This window comes from Clostridium massiliamazoniense, from assembly GCF_001403635.1.
Classification (GTDB): domain Bacteria; phylum Bacillota; class Clostridia; order Clostridiales; family Clostridiaceae; genus Sarcina; species Sarcina massiliamazoniense.
In genome coordinates this window covers 211,517-236,213 of sequence record NZ_LN879468.1, presented here as the reverse complement: position 1 = coordinate 236,213, position 24,697 = coordinate 211,517, and the positions used below count along the sequence as shown (strand labels likewise).

The 24,697-nt window shown below is 26.9% G+C and carries 28 protein-coding genes, 1 other RNA gene and 1 pseudogene; 6 read left to right on the top strand and 24 right to left on the bottom strand.

The genetic code is table 11. From position 1 onward, the window contains the following. Window positions 1–12: 12 nt before the first annotated feature. The 3 genes and pseudogenes from ARA19_RS18195 to ARA19_RS08080 form a co-directional block, all read right to left on the bottom strand. Window positions 13–165: pseudogene (locus ARA19_RS18195) on the bottom strand (hypothetical protein); the annotation flags it as partial. Between the two features lie 188 nt (window positions 166–353). Beyond that, window positions 354–1,280, bottom strand: coding sequence for a DEAD/DEAH box helicase (locus ARA19_RS17780; RefSeq protein WP_197276579.1), 927 nt, complete (start codon window positions 1,278–1,280; stop codon window positions 354–356). Window positions 1,281–1,283: 3 nt separating this feature from the next. Then, on the bottom strand, window positions 1,284–2,222 hold the full coding sequence (locus tag ARA19_RS08080) for a HamA C-terminal domain-containing protein (RefSeq protein WP_055070471.1): 939 nt from the start codon (window positions 2,220–2,222) through the stop codon (window positions 1,284–1,286). Window positions 2,223–2,817: 595 nt separating this feature from the next. Here ARA19_RS08080 and ARA19_RS08075 point away from each other — a divergent pair. Next, window positions 2,818–3,021 carry a DUF6019 family protein gene (locus ARA19_RS08075; protein WP_055070470.1) on the top strand — a complete coding sequence of 68 codons (204 nt, stop codon included), beginning with the start codon at window positions 2,818–2,820 and terminating at the stop codon, window positions 3,019–3,021. 88 nt (window positions 3,022–3,109) lie between these two features. On the opposite strand, the gene ARA19_RS08070 is transcribed toward ARA19_RS08075, so the two are convergent. The 8 genes from ARA19_RS08070 to ARA19_RS08035 all read right to left on the bottom strand — a co-directional run bounded on the left by ARA19_RS08070 (window position 3,110) and on the right by ARA19_RS08035 (window position 10,115). Beyond that, window positions 3,110–3,610: a flavodoxin family protein gene (locus ARA19_RS08070; RefSeq protein ID WP_055070469.1), complete on the bottom strand. Its 501-nt coding sequence runs from the start codon at window positions 3,608–3,610 to the stop codon at window positions 3,110–3,112. Window positions 3,611–3,660: 50 nt separating this feature from the next. Further along, window positions 3,661–4,122: a HugZ family pyridoxamine 5'-phosphate oxidase gene (locus tag ARA19_RS08065; RefSeq protein ID WP_055070468.1), complete on the bottom strand. Its 462-nt coding sequence runs from the start codon at window positions 4,120–4,122 to the stop codon at window positions 3,661–3,663. A gap of 23 nt (window positions 4,123–4,145) precedes the next feature. Beyond that, window positions 4,146–5,354, bottom strand: a complete 1,209-nt coding sequence (locus ARA19_RS08060) for a nitrogenase component 1 (RefSeq protein ID WP_055070467.1) — start codon at window positions 5,352–5,354, stop codon at window positions 4,146–4,148. 2 nt (window positions 5,355–5,356) lie between these two features. Beyond that, complete coding sequence (locus tag ARA19_RS08055; RefSeq protein WP_055070466.1) at window positions 5,357–6,613, bottom strand: nitrogenase component 1; 1,257 nt, start codon at window positions 6,611–6,613, stop codon at window positions 5,357–5,359. After that, window positions 6,603–7,415, bottom strand: coding sequence for an ABC transporter ATP-binding protein (locus ARA19_RS08050; RefSeq protein WP_055070465.1), 813 nt, complete (start codon window positions 7,413–7,415; stop codon window positions 6,603–6,605). Before ARA19_RS08050 ends, ARA19_RS08055 begins: the two co-directional genes overlap by 11 nt. Continuing rightward, a complete protein-coding gene (locus ARA19_RS08045) occupies window positions 7,416–8,399 on the bottom strand; it encodes a FecCD family ABC transporter permease (protein WP_055070464.1) in 984 nt (327 codons plus the stop codon). It abuts the gene before it with no gap. 1 nt (window position 8,400) lies between these two features. Then, window positions 8,401–9,279 carry an ABC transporter substrate-binding protein gene (locus ARA19_RS08040; protein WP_055070463.1) on the bottom strand — a complete coding sequence of 293 codons (879 nt, stop codon included), beginning with the start codon at window positions 9,277–9,279 and terminating at the stop codon, window positions 8,401–8,403. Between the two features lie 92 nt (window positions 9,280–9,371). After that, on the bottom strand, window positions 9,372–10,115 hold the full coding sequence (locus ARA19_RS08035; protein ID WP_055070462.1) for a nucleotide-binding protein: 744 nt from the start codon (window positions 10,113–10,115) through the stop codon (window positions 9,372–9,374). Window positions 10,116–10,331: 216 nt separating this feature from the next. Here ARA19_RS08035 and ARA19_RS08030 point away from each other — a divergent pair, with 216 nt between their 5' ends. Continuing rightward, complete coding sequence (locus ARA19_RS08030) at window positions 10,332–11,036, top strand: helix-turn-helix domain-containing protein (protein ID WP_055070461.1); 705 nt, start codon at window positions 10,332–10,334, stop codon at window positions 11,034–11,036. Between the two features lie 176 nt (window positions 11,037–11,212). Here the strand turns inward: ARA19_RS08030 and ARA19_RS08025 are convergent, their stop codons facing one another. After that, window positions 11,213–12,151: a helix-turn-helix transcriptional regulator gene (locus ARA19_RS08025; protein WP_055070460.1), complete on the bottom strand. Its 939-nt coding sequence runs from the start codon at window positions 12,149–12,151 to the stop codon at window positions 11,213–11,215. A 128-nt stretch (window positions 12,152–12,279) separates the two neighbouring features. On the opposite strand from ARA19_RS08025, the gene ARA19_RS08020 reads away from it, so the two are divergent. After that, on the top strand, window positions 12,280–12,732 hold the full coding sequence (locus ARA19_RS08020; protein ID WP_055070459.1) for a VOC family protein: 453 nt from the start codon (window positions 12,280–12,282) through the stop codon (window positions 12,730–12,732). 262 nt (window positions 12,733–12,994) lie between these two features. Here ARA19_RS08020 and ARA19_RS08015 read toward each other — a convergent pair whose 3' ends face one another. From ARA19_RS08015 to ARA19_RS07965, 11 genes are all read right to left on the bottom strand, one after another. Further along, on the bottom strand, window positions 12,995–13,438 hold the full coding sequence (locus ARA19_RS08015; RefSeq protein WP_055070458.1) for an NUDIX domain-containing protein: 444 nt from the start codon (window positions 13,436–13,438) through the stop codon (window positions 12,995–12,997). 63 nt (window positions 13,439–13,501) lie between these two features. Then, the gene (locus ARA19_RS08010; protein WP_055070457.1) at window positions 13,502–13,879 is read right to left on the bottom strand and encodes a hypothetical protein; all 378 of its coding nucleotides are present in this window, start codon (window positions 13,877–13,879) and stop codon (window positions 13,502–13,504) included. 340 nt (window positions 13,880–14,219) lie between these two features. Next, window positions 14,220–15,785: a ribosomal protection-like ABC-F family protein gene (abc-f, locus tag ARA19_RS08005; protein ID WP_055070456.1), complete on the bottom strand. Its 1,566-nt coding sequence runs from the start codon at window positions 15,783–15,785 to the stop codon at window positions 14,220–14,222. Between the two features lie 358 nt (window positions 15,786–16,143). Beyond that, complete coding sequence (locus ARA19_RS08000; protein WP_242862440.1) at window positions 16,144–16,959, bottom strand: helix-turn-helix domain-containing protein; 816 nt, start codon at window positions 16,957–16,959, stop codon at window positions 16,144–16,146. A gap of 137 nt (window positions 16,960–17,096) precedes the next feature. Next, a complete protein-coding gene (locus ARA19_RS07995) occupies window positions 17,097–17,414 on the bottom strand; it encodes a hypothetical protein (RefSeq protein ID WP_055070454.1) in 318 nt (105 codons plus the stop codon). A 37-nt stretch (window positions 17,415–17,451) separates the two neighbouring features. After that, window positions 17,452–17,664, bottom strand: coding sequence for a hypothetical protein (locus ARA19_RS07990; protein ID WP_055070453.1), 213 nt, complete (start codon window positions 17,662–17,664; stop codon window positions 17,452–17,454). Window positions 17,665–17,810: 146 nt separating this feature from the next. Further along, window positions 17,811–17,999: a hypothetical protein gene (locus ARA19_RS07985; protein WP_055070452.1), complete on the bottom strand. Its 189-nt coding sequence runs from the start codon at window positions 17,997–17,999 to the stop codon at window positions 17,811–17,813. Between the two features lie 99 nt (window positions 18,000–18,098). Continuing rightward, on the bottom strand, window positions 18,099–19,082 hold the full coding sequence (locus ARA19_RS07980; protein WP_055070451.1) for an aldo/keto reductase: 984 nt from the start codon (window positions 19,080–19,082) through the stop codon (window positions 18,099–18,101). Window positions 19,083–19,204: 122 nt separating this feature from the next. Further along, the gene (locus ARA19_RS07975; protein ID WP_055070450.1) at window positions 19,205–19,777 is read right to left on the bottom strand and encodes a TetR/AcrR family transcriptional regulator; all 573 of its coding nucleotides are present in this window, start codon (window positions 19,775–19,777) and stop codon (window positions 19,205–19,207) included. 86 nt (window positions 19,778–19,863) lie between these two features. Beyond that, window positions 19,864–20,262, bottom strand: a complete 399-nt coding sequence (locus tag ARA19_RS07970) for a cupin domain-containing protein (protein ID WP_055070449.1) — start codon at window positions 20,260–20,262, stop codon at window positions 19,864–19,866. A gap of 436 nt (window positions 20,263–20,698) precedes the next feature. Continuing rightward, entirely contained in the window at window positions 20,699–22,258 is a 1,560-nt protein-coding gene (locus ARA19_RS07965) for an alginate lyase family protein (RefSeq protein WP_055070448.1), read from the bottom strand. A 425-nt stretch (window positions 22,259–22,683) separates the two neighbouring features. Between ARA19_RS07965 and ARA19_RS07960 the strand changes: the two genes are divergently transcribed. From ARA19_RS07960 to ARA19_RS17130, 3 genes are all read left to right on the top strand, one after another. Further along, window positions 22,684–23,142: an RICIN domain-containing protein gene (locus tag ARA19_RS07960; RefSeq protein WP_055070447.1), complete on the top strand. Its 459-nt coding sequence runs from the start codon at window positions 22,684–22,686 to the stop codon at window positions 23,140–23,142. A gap of 379 nt (window positions 23,143–23,521) precedes the next feature. Next, on the top strand, window positions 23,522–23,701 hold the full coding sequence (locus ARA19_RS07955) for a hypothetical protein (protein ID WP_055070446.1): 180 nt from the start codon (window positions 23,522–23,524) through the stop codon (window positions 23,699–23,701). Between the two features lie 23 nt (window positions 23,702–23,724). Then, window positions 23,725–23,949, top strand: a complete 225-nt coding sequence (locus ARA19_RS17130) for a DDE-type integrase/transposase/recombinase (RefSeq protein ID WP_084764381.1) — start codon at window positions 23,725–23,727, stop codon at window positions 23,947–23,949. Between the two features lie 60 nt (window positions 23,950–24,009). Here the strand turns inward: ARA19_RS17130 and ssrA are convergent. Further along, window positions 24,010–24,368: a transfer-messenger RNA gene (ssrA, locus tag ARA19_RS17125) on the bottom strand. Between the last annotated feature and the right edge of the window lie 329 nt (window positions 24,369–24,697).

The following is a 24,697-nucleotide window of genomic DNA, read 5'->3' as shown; positions in this document are numbered from 1 at the left end:
TTTAACTTTATTCCCCTTAGTTTGGTCAAAATATATTACATTCTTAGAACTCGTATTAACTCCTTCTATTATTGTTGATGTACAAAATAAATATTTAAGCTTTCCTAAATTAAAATATTTAATTATACTTGACGTTATATGCTTTTGTAATGCTCCATCATGAATACCTATTCTATATTTTAAACATTCTATTAAACTCCATTTTCTATTAACATTTTGTTCTATCCATTCGATTAAAGATATTTGATTTCTACTTTCAATTACATTTCTATCTTTTAAATACTCCTTAAATTTTACAGATAAATACCTGACTCTTGCAGGAGATGAACAATATATGATACTTTGCTCATCTTTTAACTCATATAATAGTTCAAATAGCTTTTGCTCCTTAAATTCTTTTTTTTCCCTTTAACTCCATAAAAATCTTTATATTTAGTATAATAATCTATACTCTTTGTATCAACTAAAGAATAATTAGTTTTATAAAAATCAGCATTATAACGCTCAGCAAAACCTGGTGAAATCCCATCTATATTCGGACCAAGTAAATAAAAGTTACTTTTATGCTTATTTAGTAATAAATTAATTGCATTATTTAAAGCATCACTTCTTTCATCATCCCTCTTAGCACTTATCTTATAAAACTCATCTAATATAAAGAAATCTATTTTAGGTAAATCTTTATATTCCATAACTCTTTCAGCTGTTAATAAAAATATATTCCCTCTATCACTGGATTGTTTTTGAGTTGTCCTAACTATTATTTTATAATAATTTTGATATTTTTTTAGCTTTCTTCTTGTTTCATCTAGTAATGCTAATGTCGGCTGAATTATAACTATATTATTATATTGTTTACTTGATATAATTTCTTCTATAAGTAAACTTTTTCCAAAACTAGTTGGTGCACTAACTATCAGATTTCTTCCATTTTTAATTATATCTAAAATATTTTTTTGCTCTTCATGAAGATACTTCCCTTCTAGATTAGATGATCTATAAAACTCCGTTCTTATTTTTGCAGATGTACTCTTTAACTCTATACTTTCTTCTTTACTAATATAAGGATAAAAACCTGCTGCTTCAATTAAATCACTCCATATCTCCTTAGTATCTTCACATACTTTATCCCAATTATCAAGTATATGAATAATCACTCTTCTAGCATCTAATTCTGTTTTTTGATTTCTTAGTAATCTAGAACAAATTCTTGCAATTCTAAAGCTCTCATCATACGTAATCTTTTCACAATAATCTATTTGATTTAAAACCTCAATCATTAACTATTCACACAACTCCTGTAATAAACTTAATTTATAATGTAATTTCTTAATCAACTCATTTTTACACTTTACTGGAAATAATATTAATATTATATTTATGTGTGTTCTTAATGGGTGATCATTATTATCATCAAAATATTTTTTTAATTCTTTAACCTCTCTTTCATAGTCAGCTATAAATTTCTGTGTGGTTTCATCATTATGTTTTGTAAAATTATTACTTGAATATGTACACAAAAGTGGAATTGATATCGAATTTAATTGTTCTGATAAAGTATTACTATTGCTAAGAATATCTAGCCAATATTCTTTTTCAGGAATATTATCAAATAATTTTATTTTTTTTGAAACTAAAGCAAACTCATCGTTTAAATAATCTCTCAAAATATGTTCTTTTATATCTTGTATAAGAGCTTTCACGCCTTTTTTTCCACTTTCATATAATTTTGATTCACCTAACCATAATGTTCTTGAAATAGGCTCTACATGTACTGCATCAAATCCATGAACAGTATGTCCATAAGAGTCTTTAAAGAATATTTTTGATAATAGTGGTATAGTTGAATAGAAATCTCTCAAAATTAAATGTAAAATTAGTTCCCCAAATTCTCCTCTCCTTAAATATTTGTTAGCTAAATCATCATCTTCAATATATTTACCCTTTAAATATATATCTTTCACTTTTTGAAATTCATCTATTTTATATATTGCTTTTGCAGCCTCACTTACCTTACTTATTAGTTCAGTATTTTTAGTTTCAGCTCCATCATGAAACCCAAATGCAAACTCTGGTATAACATTCATAAGTATTTTTATTAAACTATTTAACCTATATTCCTTTGTCCCATCATCCTTTAAGTCAAACCCAACTAAATATGTAGACCAGTTACATTCAGAAATTCTTTGTTTTATTACCTTTTCCGAGTAAAAAACAGACATTACCAACCCCTCCTAATAAATAACTATATTTAGTATACATCATTTTATAAATATTGTAAATATTGTAATTATAAGAACTATGTATTATAAATTTGAACTTATATCCTCAGTTATTTTATCCAATTTTAATAAAAACCTCATTTACTTATGGTACGGTTCACTTTAACTTACTTTAAAACAACTATTAATATTTTACTTCTATACTATATACTTCTAAGTTTATTAAATTTATTAAATCATCTATAATTACTCTTTCATATTCATTATAAACATCAATTTCTGATAAACTTTTTAATATATCTTCCCAACATAATATTCCAAGATAAAATTCTCATAAATTCACCTCTCAAATGAAGTTCTAATATGTACAATCATACAAATAATTTAAAATTCCTCTAGTACATAACTTTATTTTAGGTATATGTTGATAGTTAATTATTTTTAAAACTTATATTCTATTAACCTAAAACAATTAATAGTTTATAAACTTATTTGTATATTATTGAAATTAAGGAAATAAATCTTATATAATAGATGTATTAAAAATTATAGTTCTAATTAATATATTTGAATATAAATAAAAGGGAGAAATATTATGTGGGAAGAATTGGGGATTAGTAGTGGAACTGCACTTATTATTTTAATTGCTTTATATCTTATCATAAAATGGGCAGTTAAAAATGGAATAAAGGAAGCTTATACAGATATAACAGGTAATGAAACTGATAAGCAGAAAAAAATAAATCAAGCTATAAATATGTATGCTAAGACAGATAAAACTAATAAAGATACCGAATAAAATAAATAGGTATTTTTATCTATCAATTTTCAACTATTGTAAAGAACTCCAGATAGGAAATTAAATCCTATCTGGAGTTAATATAATTTTATATTCTATCTTTAAATAAATCTACAGCTGCCAAAATATCTATTTCATTTGGATGTCTTTCAGCTATGCTGTATTTTTTCAATCTTTCTGGAGTCAGCTCATGTCCCTTACCATTTGGTAAATTTTTGAACATTTCAACTATTCTAGGATCTATCTTTCCTTGGCAAATAAATTTACCTATTACAGTATTGTTTTCCTTAACTATATTTTCTCCATTAACAAGGGAATCCCATGCATGTTGACTATCTGGATATGCTCCAAGTGTTGCAAATATTCCAACTCTTTTTCCACTTATTTGTTCCATAAATATTTTTGCTTCTTTGTTAGGGAAAGCTCTATCAACCCAATACCCAACTAACACAGTATCATATTCATCTATATTCCTAACATCTGCAATAGGCATTATATCCATTTCTTTAAAAGGTAAATTATTATAAAGTCCCTCTGCTAATTTTTTTGTATTTCCTGTTTTACTTGAATATGTTATTAATAATTTCATTTGAATTATCTCCCCTTGTATAACATTGATTAAATATATCTTTTTTCTATTTACTTCCCATGTTTATCAATAATAACAGCTTTTGTTACAAACCTTCCATCTTCAAATTTAACATCAAAGGCTTTACCAAAGCCCTTTACTAATCTTCCTTCTTTAACTTCTATTTCAAACACATCAAAATCTAATCCTACCAATACATCCATTATAGATTTCCCTTGTCTTTCACTTAGTTTCTCTATAATAGCTTCATTATCTTTTAATATTTTTGCTGTTCCATTAAATGAAACTCTCTCTCTTGCAAAGGTAATATCAACATCTTGTTCATCTTCAATAATCATTATGCTTACTTCTGGATTATTAACAATATTATTGTAATGCTCTGCTATTTTGCTTATATAAATATAAAATTTATCTTCAATATTAACAAATGGAGAATAACTAATCCTTGCTTTATTATCCTTATCCAATGAACTTATCATTAATGTTCTTTGTTTGTTTAATAATTTTTCCATAATCTTTTCCTCACTTCTCTTCTTTAATTTCTAATTCCTAATATTCTTTCTAGTAATAATAAACATCCTCTAAATCCAACACAAGGTGTATAGGGATATATATTTAAAGCATTTATATTTGGATTACTTATTTGCATATCTAACTTACTTCTATGGAACATATCCAATGTAGCTCCATCAGCCATTAATATTAATAATTCATTAGACTTTAAATATTTAAATCTACTTGGTTCTCCTAAATCTACAATAATATCCTCACTCTCCACTTTACATCCATGAAGAATTTCAGCTCTATCTACACATAACCCTAGTTCTTCTATAAAACTTTTCATTGAATGAACAGTATCATAATCTCCAAAAATACCAACTTTCTTATTATCTAAATTTCTTAATTTAAATCTCATTCTAAATAAATACTTTTTAAGTAAAGTTATTTCCTTATGAAGAACCTCTTCATTTACTTCATAATTCATAAGCTCTTTTATCTCATCAATAAACTTCATAGTTTGAGTTAATCCAATAGGCTTTCTATAAACATAAGGTATATTAAACTTTTTTTTCATATATTCAGCTGCTTTTAAACCTTCTTTTCTAATAACAATATTTAATGAAGCTCTTGCTGCCCCTTCTAATTCATCAACTGAAGTATATGATGTGAAAGTAGTATTTAAATCCTTATTAAATACACTCTTCATCATTCTTTTTATTTCCTCTGAGTCTGATAAGAAATTATATTCATCTATATTACTTCCAATAATATTATAGGAATCTTCTTTTTTATCACATGACTTAACAATATTTTTAACAATTAACTCTAAAGCTTCTTCAACACCAACATTATAATCATATTTTAATCCACCAGTTGTAATAGGGATTAATTTTGCATTAACCTCTCCCTGTAGTTCTCTACAAACACTCTTTACATCTGCTCCAATAATTGAAGAAACTGATGATGCCATTACAAATATGTACTTAGGCTTTTTATTTATATCAACTTCTTTTATTGATTGCTCTAATCTTTCATAAGTTCCAAAGGTAATATCACTTTCATCCATACCTGTAGAATATATAGTTGCTAAATCTTCCCCATTAATTTGTCCAATTGATTCCACTGAATAGTGAGTAGTTCCAGCTGGTCCAAACTCTATAATACAAAGATCTTTTATAGAACTTAATGTCCATATTATTCCCATTCTATCTGATGCCACAGGAAAATATTTAGATATACTCATAACTATTCCTCCTCAACCTTTTCAATTAAACTTTTCATAACTCCAATAGGTAACTCATATCCAATTTTTTGTGCATTTGAATCTAAGGTTACTTGTGTAATACCTTTAGATTTTAATAACATAGGACTCTCATGACCTATATAAATTTGTATATTTAGTGAATCATATAATTCTCTTAAAGGAGCAATATTAGCTATTCTTGTAACATAAGGATCAAATCCTAACTCTAAAATTTTATTCTTCCACTTTATATCTACATCATATAATTCACGAACTTGAATTAGCTCTGGTTCTAATCCCAATTCCACAAAGAATTCTACTGTTTCAAAGGCTAACATTGGAGTATTTCCATAAATAAATCTCTTTCCTGATAAAACATTCTTTGCTCTTTCAAAGATTTCATCATATTGAGCTTCAATGCTTTGTAAATCCTTTGATAAATCTATTTCTAATATTTCTGAAAGTTTTTTATAAGCTAATGATATGGCTTCTCTATTCATATGTTTATCAAAGAAAACATATGGAGTCTTAAACTTTTTCTCCATTTTCTTAGCTAAATCTAAAGCTATCATATCAGTAACAATATTAAGCTTTGCCTTTGGTGCTGATTGAATTTCCTTCATTTTACACTTTGATGGAATTATAGTATTAATTGATATGTCATGCTTACTTATTAATCTATAAAGCTCAGTATTTTCAATGCCCTCTTGTCTATGACCTAAAATATTTACTCCATTACATTGATCATGTTTTTTCATAACTTTAACCAAAGTTTCTAATGTTCTAACCATACCTGGAATATGACTATTACATTTATAATGCTCAGTTCTAACCACAAATACTGGTATATTAAGACCTTCCTCAGCTTCATCTATAATTCCTTCATAATCTTCTCCTATAAGTTCAGGAACACAAGTAGTTACTATGATAATACCAGCTGGATTAGATACTTCTTTAATATATTCTAAAGCTTCCTTAACTTTTTTCTCAGCTCCAAAAACAACATCTTTTTCTTTAAGAACTAATGAATAAACTTCATCTTTTCCATGTTGTCTACCATTTGAAAATACTTTAGTATAGTAAGTACATTCACTTGTTCCAACCACTAACATAGCTACATCTTCAATATAAGAAGCTGTAAGAGCTACCCCAAATAATGGACAATGTGTTCCTGGAAATATAGCATGGCTTAATCCCTTTATATCTTTATCTACTTCAATTTCACTTAATCTATTTAAAATATCTAAATTATAATTCACAACTATCGCACCTCTCTCTATGCTTATAAGAAACTTCTAATGGATAAATTTGTGGTCTATTGCACATTGGCTCATTAGTTATACAACATTTCACATTATATACAGAATGAATAATATCCTTAACTATAACCTCTTCTGGCTTGCCATCTGCAACTATTTTTCCATTTTTCATAATCACAACTCTATTACTATATCTAGCTGCCTGATTTAAATCATGTAATACCATAACAATAGTCATATTAAACTTCTTATTAATTTCTTGAACAAGTTCCATAAGCTCTAATTGATGACACATATCTAAGTAAGTAGTTGGCTCATCTAAAAATAGTATCTTTGGTTTTTGAGCAAGTGCCATAGCAAGCCACACCCTTTGTCTCTCTCCTCCTGATAACTGCAACACTTGTCTATCTGCATAATGCAATACTCCTGTTTGTTCCATGCTCCAATTAACTATGTCTTCATCCTCTTTATTTCTTGATTCAAACCATTTTTTATGTGGTATTCTTCCATAATAAACAAGGTCTCTTACTGTTATATCACTTGGCGAAGTGTTTTGTTGGTATACCATGGATAATACCTTTGATACTTCATTATTCTTCATTGAATCTAAAAATTTTTCATATAGTAAAACCTCTCCAGATTCTCTCTTTAATAGCTTAGATAATGATTTTAAAAGAGTTGACTTTCCAGATCCATTAGGACCTATTATTGAAACAATTTCACCTTCATTTATTTTTAATGATAAATCTTCTATTATGGTTCTATTTTCATAGCCTACCTTAATATTTTTTGCTTCTATCATCTACTCTCCACCTCTCTTTCTAAGTAAATATAGGAAGAATGGTCCTCCAACTATTGACATAACTACACCTACTGGTAATTCTATTGCTCCAAATAATGTTCTTGCTACTGTATCAGCTACTAGCAACACTATTCCTCCAAGTACCATAGAAAATGGAATTGAATACTTGTGATCTGATCCAATAATCATTCTGCTTATATGTGGAACTATAAGCCCAACAAAACTTATAATTCCAACTATGGCTGTTGAAGTTGCTGCTAAAAAAACTGCAACTGCTGATAATCCTAATCTTGTTTTATTGACATTAAATCCAAGATTAGTTGCTGCTTCATCACTTAAATTCAAAACATTTGCACCTCTAATACAAAATAGTGATAATGCTAATCCTATAAGAGAATATATAGCTACAAGTCTAACATCTGCCCATGTTTTAGATGCTAAGCTACCATTTAACCAAAGCAAAGCACTTTGGATTCTATCACTATATAAGGTTGTTAGTAAGGATATAAATCCACCAATAATAGCATTAACAGCTACCCCTGCAAGAACAACTCTAATTACCTTCAGTCCATTTTTCCAAGCCATTGTATATACAAGAACACATGCTATTGCTCCACCAACAAAAGCTATTAAAGGAAGCATTCCTGTATATTGTGGTAATAAAAGAAGCACTATTATTGCAAAAAGACTTGCTCCTGATGATACCCCTGTTATTCCAGGGTCTGCTAGGGGATTTTTCATTACAGATTGAAGTAAACATCCTGATATAGCTAAATTAGCTCCAACTAAAACTGCCAATATATTTCTTGGAAGTCTCATTTGGAAAACTATTGTAGATACCATCTTATTGTCACCTTTTATTAAGGTTGAAAATATATCTCCAATACCTAACTTAACACTTCCTACTGCTGATAAAACAATAATTAAGGTAGCTAATACTACAACACTTAATCCAATTAGTAAAACTTTTGATTTATTTTTCATATTACTCACCGTATATTATATTTCCAAGCTCTTTAATAGCCTCAGTTACTGAAAGATTTGCTGTTACTGCAAATAATTCTGGATTTAGGTCATGTACCTTTCCTTCCTTTGTTGCATCTAATGCCTTCCAAGCTGGATTATTTGCGAATTCTTCGTTGAAAGCTTTTATACTTTCTTCAATATTTCCATGAGATAACCTTAAAATATAATCTGGATTCATTTCTACTACTTGTTCCATACTAAAGTTTAAATAAGCTGAATCAACAGTATCTATGCTGTCAGTAACATTATCTACTCCAATTGTATTTAATAAATCACCAACATAAGATTTATCTGTAGCTAACATATAACTTTCTGATGTTCCAAAAATAACTGCAACTTTAGGTTTAACATCACTTTTTTTACTCTTTTCTAACACTTCATTAACTGAGTTATCAAGTTCCTTAACTAAGTTCTCAACCTTACTTTTTTCTCCAACTTCTTCACCTAATTTAGTGATACTTTCTTTAAAACTTGTAAAGTTTGTTGTATTAAAGTAAAAAGCATTCATTCCAAATTGCTTTACTTGTTCTTCTACTTTATCTTTAAAATTACTATCAAATACTAATAAATCTGGATTTAATGAAGCTATAGTTTCAAAATTTGGTGCAAAAGCTTGTCCAACCGCTGTAGCTCCTGCATATCTTTCAGGCAATGTTTTACTTGTGTTTGGAACTCCAACTAAATCTACTTCTAACTTATCCATAACTTGAGTTGCTGATACAGTAGCTGAAACTACTCTCTTTTCCTTTTCTTTTACCGTTTCTTTAGTAGCTGTACCACAGGACACACCTAACATAGTAGTTCCAATTAATATTGCTGTTATAATTTTTTTCATCATAATAATTTTTACCCCTTAAATTTTCATATAATATTTTTTATATAACTTTTTACTCTTTAATTTGTGGCTTACACTTATTATTTTTTAACTTATTAACCTATAATTTTTTTAGCAAGGTCAAAATATATTGATGCCATTTCACATTCTCTATCATGTTCAATAACTGTTTTACCATTATTTTCAGATACTTGTATTGCTGGGTTTCTTGGTACGTAATGAATAATATTACTATCAATTTCATCACAGAGCTTACTTACAAGTTCAACTTCATTTTCTACATTCTTAGCATTTAAAATTAATCCCCTTAAGGATGCATATCCTTTATTTTTAAATTGCTTTACAGCTGTAGAAATATTGCTGGCTGCATACATAGACATCATTTCACCTGATGTAACCACAAAAACTTCCTCTGCATACCCATTCCTTATAGGCATTGAAAAACCACCACATACCACATCACCTAATACATCATAAATCACTATATCTGGCTTATAAGTTTCAAAAGCCTCTAATTCTTCTAATTGCTCAAAAGCTGCGATTATTCCTCTTCCTGCACATCCTACTCCTGGAGTTGGACCACCAGCTTCAACGCATAAAACTCCATTAAATCCCTCAAAAACTATATCTTTAAGTTCTAATTCGTCACCTTTATTTTTCATTGCATCTAATACTGTAGGAATAAATTCTCCCTTCATTAGATTCTTAGTTGAATCTGCTTTTGGATCACATCCAATTTGCATAACCTTATATCCTAAGCATGATAAAGCCGCTGATACATTTGATACTGTAGTTGATTTTCCTATTCCACCTTTTCCATAAATAGCTATTTTCTTCAAAATAAATTCCCCTTTGTGTATAAATTATTTACTTTTAAATTCTTATTACGTATAATTGACAATTTAATATCATTAATACATAATATATATAAAATCAGATTAATTGATATTGATTTTCATTACCATTTATATATTATCATATGATTTACTTACAAGTTTTTCATATATTTACTTTAATTTTTAAAATATTGAGTTTTTAAAGGAGATTTAAATTATATGTTTTACTTACGTTCAGTCTTAGAAAATTTCAACAATTGTACTAGATTACCTATTTCCTTATTCAATAGTAATTTTGATATTTTAAATTCATGTGGTCATGATGAGGTAACCAAAGAAATTACAAATAACCTTAATGTTATTAAGGATTTAAAATCTAAATACTCTACAGATTCAAAACTTACTTTTGAATACCCTGATAATATTTCCTTTTTATTTATTCCCTTTACATTTAATATAAATAAACCATTATTCTTTTTAATAGGACCATTTTGTACATCTAATTTATGTAACTATCACAATATAGCTGTACTTAATTCTAATAATTTTAAATATATAAATTCTTTACTTTCTAATATACTAGAAGATGTTTCTATGAATACTACCAATCCTTTTGTTAATAGAACCATACAATATATACACAGCAGGTATTCTGAAAGTATTTCAATTGATAAAATTTGTGAAGAGTTAAATATAAATAAATATTATTTTTGTAATCTCTTTAAAAAAGAAACAGGCTATACCTTTGTCCAATTTCTAACCTTATGGAGAATTGAAAAAAGTAAAATATACTTAAAAAATCCATCCATATCTCTATTGGATGTTGCTTTAAATGTAGGTTTTAGTAATCAAGGATATTACAGCACAACATTTAAGAAAATAACAGGACAAACCCCCTCTGAATATAAAAAAAATATTAGTTAGACTTTTACTTAATCCAATATTTATTAAGAAAATAAAAATACCTATAGACTCAAACACCTTTTTAAGTGTTTATTCTATAGGTATTCCTTAAATATTCTTTTGCATTTAGCTACAATACTGAAATCATCGACTCCTTCACTAGTATAAAATTTTTAATACTTTATTTTAGATAAGATTTAAATTTCTTCATAATGATTTAGTATCTTTTTTATTTTTTCATAAACAATACATTTTAACCAATATGGTTTTACTGATTTAACAGATGTACCATATCTAAGAATATAATCAGATATAAACTCTTCTTCACCTCTATTAAAAAATCCCTTTATAATTGTCTTTTCTCCTACTTCCAATTTCATTGAAGGATACTGTTCTTTATAAAAAATATCTTTTGCACTATCTGAAATCTCTACTTCAAACTCAATACTTTCATCAGATTGGTAGAACTCTAAAGAAGAGTTTATTAATCTTTCAATTGGAATTTCTAAATTGTCATTACTAAATTCTAATGATGTTATTTTATCACATCTAAAAACTTTATATTTATTACTATTAAGCTCTATTCCATTAGCATACCACTGTCCAAATCTAGAGGAAATTTTAAAAAACTGAATATGATAACTTACTGGTTTGTTATTTTTCAAATACTGAATCTTGCAACTAACTTCATTAATAATACTTTCTAAAATCTTATCTAAAAATTGACTAACATTATTATGTTTAGATGCTTCAAATTGTAAGACCTTTTTCATTTTATTAATTTCTTTTATTTGTTTTTCTGATAAACAATTTTCAAATTTTTCACTCAGCTTGTCTATACTTAAATGAAAAGGTGTAGATTCATAGGATTTTAATGTGAGCATTGTAAAATATAGAGCATACACTTCATCGAATGTAAATATAATAGGTGATAACAATCTATTTTTCAATATAATATATCTGCCATATCTACCTTGCTCCGCATAAATAGGCATTCCCAATTCTTCTAATGAACTAATATCACGCAAAGCTGTACTTCTTGAAATATTATATTTGTTCATTAAATCACTTAAATTAAAATAATCTACATCATTTAAATACATTATCATATGGTTTAATCTTTCTGATTTTTTCATATTTACTCCTTTGTAGAACTTTTTTAAATAAAGGTTTCATATTTTGATACCTTTATATATTATACTCTATTTATATCGATACTATAATAATTGATAAATGATTTATTACACAAAAGGAGATTAATATTATGAGCACAACATTAGAAATTGCTATTTTTCTTTCAATGAATGGAAAAGCACAAGATGCTATAAATTTTTATAAAAAACACTTTAACGCTAAACAATTAATGGCTGTAACATATGCAGATCTAGTAAAGATGGGTGAAAAGTCAATAAAATTAACTGATGAAAATAAAAATCATATTGCTCACTCTGTTTTACAACTTGGTAAAACTAAAATTATGATAGCTGAAAATACAATGGATACTAGTGAAGAATATAAAGTTGGTAACAATACTTCTCTATGTATTCAAAGTAATGATTTAGAGGAAATACAACAATTTTATGCTAGCTTAATTACAGATGAAAGAACTAAAGTAATTGTACCATTAGGCAGCAATCTATTTAGCAAAGCATATGGAATTGTTGAAGACCCATTTGGAATTCAAATTCAATTATGCTTTGATGATAGATTAAAATAAAAATTTCAATTAATCATTTAATCATACAAAAAACTCTATATAGAATTGTTTTTACACAAATCTATATAGAACCTTAATAAAGTGGACAAATAATACTTGTCCACTTTAACTGTAAGATATATTTTCTCTATATTCCATATTTATATTCTCATAATCCTCATTTACAGTTACTTTAACATTAACTTTTTAAACAATTAGAACCTCTCTGTACTTCATAGATATTTTTGTTATTATTTCTACGTAATTATACCTATTATTCTTATTAGTAACTGCTCTTATTTAAAGAAAATAATATGATATTTTTTAATGAAGCATCTAAAGTATCAAACATCTTGTTCTTTATATCATCCCCACTAACCCATCTATATTCTGTATGTTCATCATTTAATTTTAAATTTAATAATTCCTTATCTTCAACATCTACTAAGTAAGTATAAACTAGTCTATAAATTACTTCCTCTTCATTATCAGACTTAAAGGCTCTAACCCCTAACTCCTTTATAAATCTTACATTTAAATTTATTTCTTCCTTACTTTCTCTATATAATGCTTCTATTGGTGTTTCTAAATACTTTACCTTTCCAGCAGGTACATTCCATACATTTGGTGCAACTTTAGCTTTAGATGATCTTTTAGTTAACAAAACCTTATTATTATGTATTAATACTATTTCCACAGATACTCTGTAATTTGGATAATTACTCATGTTTTTATCTCCTATCAAATACTAATCTTCATCTTTTGACTTTTTTATAAATTTACATAATTCTTATTTTATAAACTTCTTATATAATTTTAATGTTATATAAATTGTATAAAGTAAATATATTATCATTATAGTTTCACAAAGAATTAATACTATGGAACATATAATAACAGGAAGTATAACAATTATAACAATAGTATTTACTATTATTAAACCACTCGCCATAATACTTAGTTTCCTTATACTCTTTTCTCCATTAGTAACATTACCACTTTTAATACTATATAGAAAAAATAATATTATAAATATTAAAAATATATTTCCGTATAAAATTGTTTTTACTTCTAATAGATTCAAAATACTAACTAAAATTACTATAACAAGATTTATATATGTAATTTTTCTTAATTCTTTAAGTAGATTATTTTTTAACTCTTTCATAGAAATATCATCCTGTAATATTATTAATAAATAAAAAATACTCAAGTAATTAAACTCAAGTACTTTTTTCATTATATTAACAATTATTAACTCAAGCAAATAATAAAGTTTATCTATTATTTATATTCATATATACAAAATCATTAATTTCTTAACATTCTAACTTATCACTAAGACTTTCTCCATTACAACTTTATTAATTTACTAATATAAAAATATTAATAATTAACCACTGCAATAAAAATTCTTTATAGCTGTTATGATTCTAAAAACTATAAAAGTAGTCTTATCAAAATATGAATGATAAAGCTGCTTTTCTTAAGTTTTTTATAACTCTATCTTATAATATCTCTACAATCTTAGTAGCTATTGTATTTCCAAAATATTGGTCATGTTCAACAAATAACATAGTAGGCTCTACTTCAAGAATCATATTTTCTATTTGTATTCTAGAAATTACATCTATAAAATTTAAAGGTTCATCCCAAATATAAAGCTTTGTTGGTTCACATAAACTTGCTGCAATAAGTAACTTTTTCTTTTGCCCTTCACTCCACTCTTCTATATTTTTCTCAAATTGAATATGATCTACACCTAATTGAGTTAAACTACTTTTTAGATGTTGTTCCTCTATTCCTTTACTTTTAGAAAATTCTCTAATTTTCCCTTTTAAGAATGTTGTCTCTTGAGAAACATATGATATTTCCTTTATTTTTTCTATTCTCCCTCTATAATTAATCTCCTTGCCCATTAATAATTTTATTAAGCTTGATTTTCCACAACCATTTTTTCCTTTAAGCCAAAGACGGTCTCCAGAGTTAATTTTAAAGTTTATTGGTTTCTTAAAAATCTCTTTTTCATATATTATTTGTAAATCTACAACTTCTAAGAGTTTCTCTGATTTATTATTTATATTACCTATTTTAAGTTTTTCTATTTTCTCTGTATTTTTTAATAAATTTGATTTTTCCTCTATTGCTTTATCTTGTCGCTTTTCTAAACTTTTAGCTCTTTTCATCATTTTTGCAGATTTATGTCCAATATACCCTCTATCTACAGGTCCACTCCCTATTTTGCTTCCCTCTAACTTATGAGACCAATTTGATTTTTCTTTAGCTGTTTTTTTCAATCTATTTATATCCTTAAGTAACTTTTCATTTTCACCTTTTTCAAAGTCATCTTGTCTATCCTTATTTATTTGCCATGTGGAATAATTACCCTTTTGAATTTCTATATCACTTTTATTAATGGATAAAATATGACTTACAACACTATCTAAAAAATTTCTATCATGTGAAACTAGTATAAATCCTTTTTTATTTTCTAAGTATTTTGCTACACATTCTCTTCCTTCTGTATCTAAATGATTAGTAGGTTCATCAATAAGCAAAAAGTTACTTTTTCTAAGGAATAATACTACTAAGAGTAATTTTGTTTGTTCCCCAGGACTCAAAGTATTAAAAATTCTATTAAGTATTTCTGGTTCTAAATCTATTTTTCTTACTTCTTTTTCTATAATTTCATTAATAATATAGCCATCGTTATCTATAAACTTCTCTAAAACTTCTCCATATTCTTTTATATATTTAGGATTAGTTGAATATTTCTCTAGTTCTTCTTCCCATTTAGTAAAAGGTGCAATAGCCTCTCTCATTACCTCTAAAGCAATTTCACTACCATTTTCCACTTTCATAGGAAAATAATCAAAGCTTACTGGACTTATTATTTGTCCACTATATTTATAATCTCCCTTTAATAGCTTTAAAAAAGTTGTTTTTCCTCTACCATTTCTACCTATTAACCCTAACTTCCATTCCGTATCTATATTTAAAGATACATTTTTAAATATATCATCTCCATGATTATCATATTGAAAACTTAAATTATTTATTTTAATTTGTGCCATAACTCTTCACTCCTCTATTGAGGAAATAAAAAAACTTCCTCATTTCTAAACAGTATTTCTACTACTTAAAGATAAGAAAGTTATTATATACAAATATTATTACACGCAAATAAAGGCTATAGTTGCCCCATTAATTATTTCAGTTATAACATTTAATCTTATTCCTAACTTTAAGTAGTTTTTAGGTTCACTTAATAAAACACCTTCTTTGATGCCTAAAAAACCTAATTAAACTATTTTTTTGTTACTTTGAATAAGATTAATTGTTCATTTTACCTAATCACCTCTATGACCATTTTTTACTATTATAATTCTTTTACAACTTAATTACAAGAAATTATTTTAAACTTACACTACTTTAACTTATCATTCCCACTAATTTATTAATTATACTTATGAACCCTTCCGTTAAATTAGGATATTCTTGCTTTATCAAATCTTTTACCTGTTCTGCCGGAGCATTCAATGGTAACTTATACATTCCCTCTGTCTTATTTCCTATAGCTATATTCCCTCTTGCAAAATCTCCTATTGCTATATCTGATCCTATTGCACATGCACCAACTGCATATTTTCCTATAGCTAGTGCTCCCAATGAATATATACCAATTGAAATTGCTCCAATAGAAAAGATACCTAGTGAAATAACTCCTACTGCTAATAAAAATCCTATTGCTAATAAAGCTAAGCTAATTAATCCTATAGACATAAATCCCATGCTTAGAATACCAAAAGACATAAATCCTATAGATATTATTCCACAAGATATATTCCCCACCGCTATTATGCCCTTAGCCTTTTTTAGACCTCTACCTAAATTAACATGTATAAGAGGAATTCCAAATAAGGTTGCTTTGCTTTTATATTCATGCTCTATTGTCCACCTACTATTTAAATTAACAACTATCTGCGTTTTTTTATTATTAAATTCTTCTGAATCTTGTTCTTCCTTACTACACTTTTCCAAAGTGTTAAACTCAATATTATCTCTAACTAAACTATCAATTGTCACATTATATAATTCTGATAACTTTATTAATTTATTTAAATCTGGTATTGATTGTCCAGACTCCCACTTTGAAACTGCTTGTCTTGAAACCCCTAACTTTTCAGCTAATCTTTCTTGAGATAAACCATTTCTTTTTCTTAGTATTTGTAACTTTTCCTCTAACACCAATTTTTTCACCTCCATAGAAAACTATATAAAATCTATCTCTTTTAATCTACCAACTATGGATTTCTTTTTGTCAACCTACAGTTGCATCCCTCTATTTATCAGTTCTCACAGGGCTTATTAATAATCTGTAAACATCAGAATTTATTTATTATTCTAATCCATATTTCTAAATAACACTGAAAAATTTCATAACTATAGTCCTCTTGCAAATCCCCTACATGGAACCTTTTTACATCTGTAAGACATAATTCTAATACCTTTTCTGTACATTGACTTTGAAAAATCATATGAAGCTCTCTTTCTTTATTTGTTCCAAAATTCATACTTCTTTCTTCATCTATATATGTTCCACTTTTGTAATTTAATTCAACTAAACAAGAGTCATGAAACCCGCAATATTCTTCAAGTATTAATATCTTTTCTCTCTTTAATCTTATGCCATTCCATAGCAAGTCTCTCCTTAATTATTTATTTTTTAATTCCAAACTTTTAAGCTTCCTCTGTCATGACTATCTCATTATCATATTTATCTATCTTTATTTTAATATCTTTATTATTTAATATGCTCTGTTCTAATAAATATTTATTTTCTTTAATTGTCTTCCATTCTTTAATAACCATAATTCCTTTTACTAAAAAAATTATCAAAACTAGCAAAAGAATAGTTTTTATTCCCTTTTCTCCTTTTTTCTTTATTTCCATAGCTTACCCCTCATATTTTTTATAATTCCCTAAATTCATCATATACTTCAGGTTATTCTTAGAATACAAATTTAAATTTTTTCAAACTTTCTTATGTAAAATAAAAAATATAGACAGACTAAATAGTCTATCTATACCTAATATATTTAAATTTTTATTTTATTACTTAATATTATCTCTCTATTACTTTTTTGCTCTTTTTGAAGAACTAAATTAGCCAAAGTCATATAAAAGTCCTGTTCATCCTTTGTTTTGGCATTTTTAAACATTCCCTTTAATTGAGAATATGAATAATTAAAAAAAACATCATATAAACTATTTTCTTTATTCTCCATATTAGTCACCCTTTTTAGAAACTTTTTTTTATATTATATCTTAAAATCAAAATATTATAAACTTAGTATAAAAATCATTTTAAGACTTATAAATTCCTTTTACTGACGAACCACTATACCATTTTTAAATTGCATATTAGGAAAACTTTCTCCAGCTATTTCACTTTCAGGTACAGCTAATTCAATTCTTCTAACATCATCTTCAGTTAATTTAACATCTAAAGATTTTATTGATTGTTGAAGATTAACAACTTGTCTTGAACCAATTAAAGGAATAATATCTTCACCTTTAGCTAAAAGCCAAGCAAAAGCAAGTTGTGGTACAGTTATTTGCTTTTCTATAGCTATTTTACGTAATTCTTCAATAAGAGAAAGATTTTTTTCTATATTTCCCTTAGCATATAATGGAATCATAGAATTATAGCCATCACCTTTATCCTTTGTCCAAGTTCCACTAAGAATTCCATGAGCTAATGCACCAAAAGCTACAACATCAATTCCTAATTCTCTTGCTGTTGGTAAAAGCTCTTTTTCTATTTTACGGTTAAAAAGAGAATATTCTAATTCTACTAAGCTTATAGGATGAACTGCATTTGCTTTTCTTAAAGTTTCAGCATCAACTTGAGTAAGTCCAATATGTTTAACATATCCTTCTTTAACTAAATCAGCTATAGCTCCTATAGTTTCCTCAACAGGAATTCCTAAGTCAATTCTACCTGGTTGATAAAGGTCTATATAATCCACATTTAATCTTTTAAGTGAATAAGTAATGTAATTTTTTATATTTTTAGGATCTACATCAAGCCCATACATTCTCCCCTTAGGATCCATTAAAGCACCAAACTTCAAGGATATAAAAGCTTTATCTCTATCATAACCCTTTAATGCTTCACCAATTAACATTTCACTAGTTCCAGTTCCATAAAAATCTGCTGTATTAAGAAGTGTAATTCCAGAATCTAATGCAGCACGAATTGTATTTATACTCTCATTTTTATCAGCAGTGGCATTGGCTAAACGACCACATCCCAATCCTAATCTAGATACTTCAAATCCCTTTTTTTCATTTTTTATATATTCCATAACAGATTCCTCCTACTTTGAAATTTATAAATTTTAATATTTAAGTCCAAAAAATTTTTTATTGTAATAAGTAATATGACTGAACATTCATTCAGTTGATTTTTTAAAGAAAGGATACAATATTATTTTTTAATTGTATCCCAAATAGCTTCTAATCCTGCTTCAAGAATAGCTTCATCAACTTTAACATCGCTAAATAAACAAAGTTTAACTAAAGATAAAGTTGCTCCATTAGTAAGAATTATAAGCATTTCTATTGGAAGTTCTTTAATTAATTTCTCTTTTTGAGCCTTATTAAATAACTCTCTAACTGGCATAAATATATCTATACCTTCCTCCTTAGTATTAGATGTTATTAATGGCGAATTAGAATATTGCTCTATAAAAAGAAATTCCTTTGGATACTTTACAAAGTAATCAACAATATTATGTAATATTACTAAAAAGCTTTCCTTTATAGTTCTCTCTTCCGAATAATTCTTAAGAATATACTGAGCTAAACGAGTTTTAATGTCAATATAGAGGGTATTAATTATATCCTCCTTATTAGGAAAATAAAGGTAAATTGTACCAACTGCAACCTTTGCTCTTTTAGCAATTTGTGATACTGGTGTTCCATGAAACCCCTGCTCAGATATAAGCTCTAATGTAGCATTTAAAACAAGAGCTTTTTTGTCCTGTATATTTTCTTTCATACTAATCTCCAAACAAAATAATCTTTGAATGAATGTTCACTCATTTGTATTAAATTTACTACTAAACTTCTCTTTTGTCAATTCTTTTATTTTAATTTATTATATTCTTCATCACTAACAGGTTCACACCATTCATTAGATGCACCTTCCACTGGAACCTCAATAGCAACATGTGCAAACCAACTATCCTTTGCTGCTCCATGCCAATGTTTTGTTTCTGGTGGTATACTTACAACATCACCTTGTTTTAACTCTCTAGGTTCTTTTCCTTCCTCAACATACCATCCTCTTCCTGATGTACAAAGAAGAATTTGTCTTCCTTTATGGTGGATATGCCAATTATTTCTACATCCTGGTTCAAAAGTAACATTTGCTATTACAGCGCTATCCATCGTAAGCATATTAAGATAGCTTTGTCCTGTAAAATACTTTGCATATGCATCATTTTTATCTCCTCTTGGAAAAATATCTTTAAATTCACGCATTATTAGTTTCTCCTTTTTATAAAAAATTAATTAAATTTATCTTACACCTTGGAGTTAACTTTAAGTCAATACTTATTTAAATATTTTTTAATATTCTACACATAAATATAAATTAACTCTTATATCTTTATAAGCATATAAGAGTTTTAAATTATGTTTCCTTATTTTCTTACAAAATTTCATTAATATAGTCAATAATATTAATTTAGCAATCTTTCATTCTCCATATTAGATTATTATGATAAAGAAAGGCCTTCTTGAATTAATAAGAATTAGAATATTTCATAAAAAAAGAATTATCTCTAAATAAAATTCCTAATTTAGAAATAATCCTTTTATATTTAAATCATACAACTCATCTAAAATTCTCTATACTTTATTTATACAAAATAGAAGATATACTTAAAAGCTAAATATCAATTTAATAGCAACTTACTTAATTAAGATATGATTCTGTTAATAAATATCTATATCCTATATCATTATTAGTATATTTTAGTATTGTTTGTAAATATGCAGGCTTTTTATATTGTTTATAAGCCATTGCTAAATATAACATAAATATCTTATTACTAGGTTGTTCAACATCTTTTCCTTTTATATTCTGATAAGGCCAACTTTCTTCACCTAATAAATATTTATCTAAATAATCTATTCCCCCCTTTATTGATCCACCATTTGGAGATACATAATTCCAAATAGGAACTCCAAGTTTTTCTCCCATGGTAGCTAAGGTTATAAAAGCCTCTAAATTAAACTCCGTATAGGCCACAGATTTAGTTCTTATTAATGCTGATGGAATTTTCCCATTCTTTTTAATTTGGGGGAAAATAGCATCTGGTCCAACAGCTTTTAATGCATTTAAAGCTTTATCATATTGTCCAGCAAACTCATAGAATGTAGCTAACTCAGCTTGTAACCAAGTTCCGTGATTATCAATTCTTAATCTATCTAATCCCCCTGGTTTTTGTGCTAATAACCAATTTGCAAATGCTCCAAACCATTCTTTTAATGCCTTGTTATCATTTGATGATAGATATTTTGAATTTTCTATTAAATATATATCATTTACAACTGATATAAAGGGAATAGCTGATATCATAGATGAGCCACTAAAGTAGGTTTCTCCTTTGCTATTTACAAATATTTCTGCATACTTCATATTAGGATTCATTTTAGTTTGATTATCTATAAACCAAACCTTTAAAAAATTTGTTGCTTGTTTTGCATAAGCTTTGTTTCCTGTTATAGCATAAGCTATAGAAAGAGTATTTAAATCACTAACCATTTTATTTAATCTTACAGCATCATATTCCTTAGAATTTAATCTTTCTGGATTATCAACACCATCCTTTACAACGTATCCACTTTTAGATGAAGGATCACTCCATAAATAAGGTGTCATAGATGCAAAATCATGCTTATTTTCACCTTTTGAAACCAAAATAGTTTTATCAGTAACTGTCGGATAATCCTTTACCTTCAATAAGTTGTTAGCCATTGAAATCAAATTATTAATTTGACTTTTTATCTTTTTAGATTTACTATTATTTAAATTTCTCAAAGAATTTATATTATATAATCCGGAATAATCAACAAATTTCTCTTTATTTATATTGTTCTTATTAGGTACTGAATTTGTAGTTCCTGAATTGCTACTAATACTTGAACTTGATGATGAACTTGAACTAACAGTTCCTGAATTGCCACTAATACTTGAACTTGATGATGAGCTTGAACTAACAGTTCCTAAATTACCACTAATACTTGAACTTGATGATGAGCTTGAACTAACAGTTCCTGAATTGCTACTAATACTTGAGTTTGATAATGAACTTGAACTTATATTAGGTTTTTGATTTATATTGCTAAAAAAAATTTTATTAATTTCATGAAAGTTCTTAACACCTGTTACTTTAGTTAGAGTAACAGTACCTAAAACTGTCGATATGACAGCTCCATATATTATAAATTTTAATAACTTATTTTTTATCATTTGTAAACCACCTTTTAAATAAAATTTTATTTTAGTAACAAATTACCTTGTTATAATTTTCTTCTATTATATACTTTATAGCAAATAAAAAGGTTTACATTTTATTTACACTTTGTTTATTTAAATTAATAATATAAAAATACTTAAATAAATTTACAAATAAATAATTTAATCATTAAAAAGTATCAGAAAGAATAACCAATTTCCCTTATAATCACAATATAGCTTATAACTTTCTTAAGTTAACCTTAGTAAAATTGTTTTTTACAAATAAAAGATTATATTTTTGTTATTTATGTACATATATACTTATATTAAAATAAAAAATAATATTAATATTAACTTTTATGCAAAAATTATTCTTAAAGTAATATTTTATTTATGTAAGCAGCTTACAAAATTTAAAATTAAAGGAGTTTTTTTATATGAGTAGTATTAATAAAATGAATGAATTATTATCAGGAGAATGGAAAATAGTAACTAAACTAGACAAAAATAAGTGCTTAGATATTTCTGGATCAGCAAGAAATGTTGTTATCTACGATAATGGAACTAGTAATGCACAAAAGTGGACTTTTCAATTTGATAGTAATAGAAGAGCCTTCATCATTTTAAATAAGAATCATGCAGGATACTTTTTAACTGATAATTCTGGAAATGCAACATTAGAAGATCAAGGAATAGATTACTATAGTACAAATTTACAAAGATGGTACCTACACCAACAAGAAGATGGTTCTTTCATTATAGCTAATTATCTTGGAAATTATCTAAACCCATCTGTATTAGATTTAACAGGTAGTAATACAACAAATGGAACTAAGCTATTATCACATCAACATTCTGGAAGTGATAATCAAAGATTCTATATTATAAAAGCATAAAATATAGTTTGAATGGACCCTATAAATAAATTTGTGTAAATTGAATAAACAACTTCTTCTTGAAGAGAATTTAGATAACAATAAATTACAGGAAGAAGTTGTTTTATTATGTCAAAAATGTTGAAAGAATTTTAAAAAAACTATGTTAAGGAGCAAAATTTTAGCGATAGCATGGAGGTTTTGAAAGCATTAAAATCTTTATTTAAGGATGTTCTTCAAGAAGCTTTAACTGCTGAACTTGATGATATGCTAGGGTATGAAATAGTGTTAGTATAAAATAGTGGACACATTTAATCAAACTAAGTAAAATTATATTTAGTTAAGAGAGTATGTATTTCTACTATGGGTAGAAGTAAATTATACAGATGACTATAAAGAAATGATTTCTGATTTATACAATTCTAGAATGAGTGTAATAGAAATAAGCAGTGAATATAGCATAGCAAAATCAACTATAAATGGGTGGATAAAGAATAATAAGAATATTACTTATATAAAGACTCAACAAAATGGTTGGTATTATTTAGCTTCTGTATTAGATTTACATTCTAAAAAATAATTGGTTACTCTTTTGATAAAAAGATGGATAATAATTTAGTTCTTATCGCTTTAAAAAATGCTTATTATACTCAAGCTCCAGATAAAAACACAAGTCTAATTTTTCATAGTGATTTAGAATCACAATATACTAGTAATGACATGAAAGAGCTATGTTATAGTCTTAATATTACTCAATCATTTAGCCAAAAAGGGTGTCCTTATGATAATGCATGTATAAAATTCAATTTTTTGTGTCCAAGATATTGACATAAGTCAATTAAAATATAAAATAAAAAAAACACCTGCGTCTAACACAAGTGTTTATAATGGTGGAAGCGAGGGGTATCGAACCCCTGTCCGAAAGCAAGTCAATAAGACTTTCTACGAGTGTAGTCTTGTGTTTTAAAATTCCCGCTTCAAGACTCCCACAGACAGGATTCTTGTTGCAGTAGCTTCATATCTTCCGTTCTTAGCTCAAAGCTTTGCTAAGCGCGGTTCCCCACTTTAATTGACACCCTGTGACTCAGCCGTGGGCAACCAAGGCAGGATGTTAGCAGACTAGGCTGCTAAAGCAAATTCATTATTGTTTGCGTTTATATTTAATGCATAGCTGTTCAAAGGATTCCATGCTTATCCTTACTCGCTTATCAAACCAACCTCACCCCCGTCGAAGCCAAAACGCCCCCATGTGGGTAATAGGTTTAACGCTAACCTTATTACATATTCAATTTTTTTGTGAACTTTTGTTCACCTTATATTAATTATTATATAAAAGATTTAGGAATAAGTCAAATCTGAAACTCATTACTGAATTTCCAATATTTTTTGTTTGTAGAAGATATAAGAACTGACTTATTCCATGAAACTATATGACTTATCTTGCAATTAACTAATGAGTTCCTTCTATGTTATTAAGATGAAGTATACGCATTAAATTGCTTAGATCAATTTGATTTAAGTTTCAGTATATTTCTATAAAATATTTCTGAATAAAATCTTATTCAATCATATTTTT

Bases quoted from the DNA above. Each gene is read 5' to 3' on its own strand.
- ARA19_RS07965 (WP_055070448.1), bottom strand. From the start codon at position 22,258: ATGATAAAAAATAAGTTATTAAAATTTATAATATATGGAGCTGTCATA.
- ARA19_RS07975 (WP_055070450.1), bottom strand. From the start codon at position 19,777: ATGAAAGAAAATATACAGGACAAAAAAGCTCTTGTTTTAAATGCTACA.
- ARA19_RS07990 (WP_055070453.1), bottom strand. From the start codon at position 17,664: ATGGAAATAAAGAAAAAAGGAGAAAAGGGAATAAAAACTATTCTTTTG.
- ARA19_RS08020 (WP_055070459.1), top strand. From the start codon at position 12,280: ATGAGCACAACATTAGAAATTGCTATTTTTCTTTCAATGAATGGAAAA.
- ARA19_RS07980 (WP_055070451.1), bottom strand. From the start codon at position 19,082: ATGGAATATATAAAAAATGAAAAAAAGGGATTTGAAGTATCTAGATTA.
- ARA19_RS07985 (WP_055070452.1), bottom strand. From the start codon at position 17,999: ATGGAGAATAAAGAAAATAGTTTATATGATGTTTTTTTTAATTATTCA.
- ARA19_RS17780 (WP_197276579.1), bottom strand. From the start codon at position 1,280: ATGATTGAGGTTTTAAATCAAATAGATTATTGTGAAAAGATTACGTAT.
- ARA19_RS08015 (WP_055070458.1), bottom strand. From the start codon at position 13,438: ATGAGTAATTATCCAAATTACAGAGTATCTGTGGAAATAGTATTAATA.
- ARA19_RS08045 (WP_055070464.1), bottom strand. From the start codon at position 8,399: ATGAAAAATAAATCAAAAGTTTTACTAATTGGATTAAGTGTTGTAGTA.
- ARA19_RS17130 (WP_084764381.1), top strand. From the start codon at position 23,725: ATGGATAATAATTTAGTTCTTATCGCTTTAAAAAATGCTTATTATACT.
- ARA19_RS08075 (WP_055070470.1), top strand. From the start codon at position 2,818: ATGTGGGAAGAATTGGGGATTAGTAGTGGAACTGCACTTATTATTTTA.
- ARA19_RS07960 (WP_055070447.1), top strand. From the start codon at position 22,684: ATGAGTAGTATTAATAAAATGAATGAATTATTATCAGGAGAATGGAAA.
- ARA19_RS07955 (WP_055070446.1), top strand. From the start codon at position 23,522: ATGATTTCTGATTTATACAATTCTAGAATGAGTGTAATAGAAATAAGC.
- ARA19_RS08010 (WP_055070457.1), bottom strand. From the start codon at position 13,879: ATGAAAGAGTTAAAAAATAATCTACTTAAAGAATTAAGAAAAATTACA.
- ARA19_RS08060 (WP_055070467.1), bottom strand. From the start codon at position 5,354: ATGAGTATATCTAAATATTTTCCTGTGGCATCAGATAGAATGGGAATA.
- ARA19_RS08050 (WP_055070465.1), bottom strand. From the start codon at position 7,415: ATGATAGAAGCAAAAAATATTAAGGTAGGCTATGAAAATAGAACCATA.
- ARA19_RS07970 (WP_055070449.1), bottom strand. From the start codon at position 20,262: ATGCGTGAATTTAAAGATATTTTTCCAAGAGGAGATAAAAATGATGCA.
- ARA19_RS08070 (WP_055070469.1), bottom strand. From the start codon at position 3,610: ATGAAATTATTAATAACATATTCAAGTAAAACAGGAAATACAAAAAAA.
- ARA19_RS08030 (WP_055070461.1), top strand. From the start codon at position 10,332: ATGTTTTACTTACGTTCAGTCTTAGAAAATTTCAACAATTGTACTAGA.
- ARA19_RS08025 (WP_055070460.1), bottom strand. From the start codon at position 12,151: ATGAAAAAATCAGAAAGATTAAACCATATGATAATGTATTTAAATGAT.
- ARA19_RS08040 (WP_055070463.1), bottom strand. From the start codon at position 9,279: ATGATGAAAAAAATTATAACAGCAATATTAATTGGAACTACTATGTTA.
- abc-f (WP_055070456.1), bottom strand. From the start codon at position 15,785: ATGGCACAAATTAAAATAAATAATTTAAGTTTTCAATATGATAATCAT.
- ARA19_RS08065 (WP_055070468.1), bottom strand. From the start codon at position 4,122: ATGGAAAAATTATTAAACAAACAAAGAACATTAATGATAAGTTCATTG.
- ARA19_RS08080 (WP_055070471.1), bottom strand. From the start codon at position 2,222: ATGTCTGTTTTTTACTCGGAAAAGGTAATAAAACAAAGAATTTCTGAA.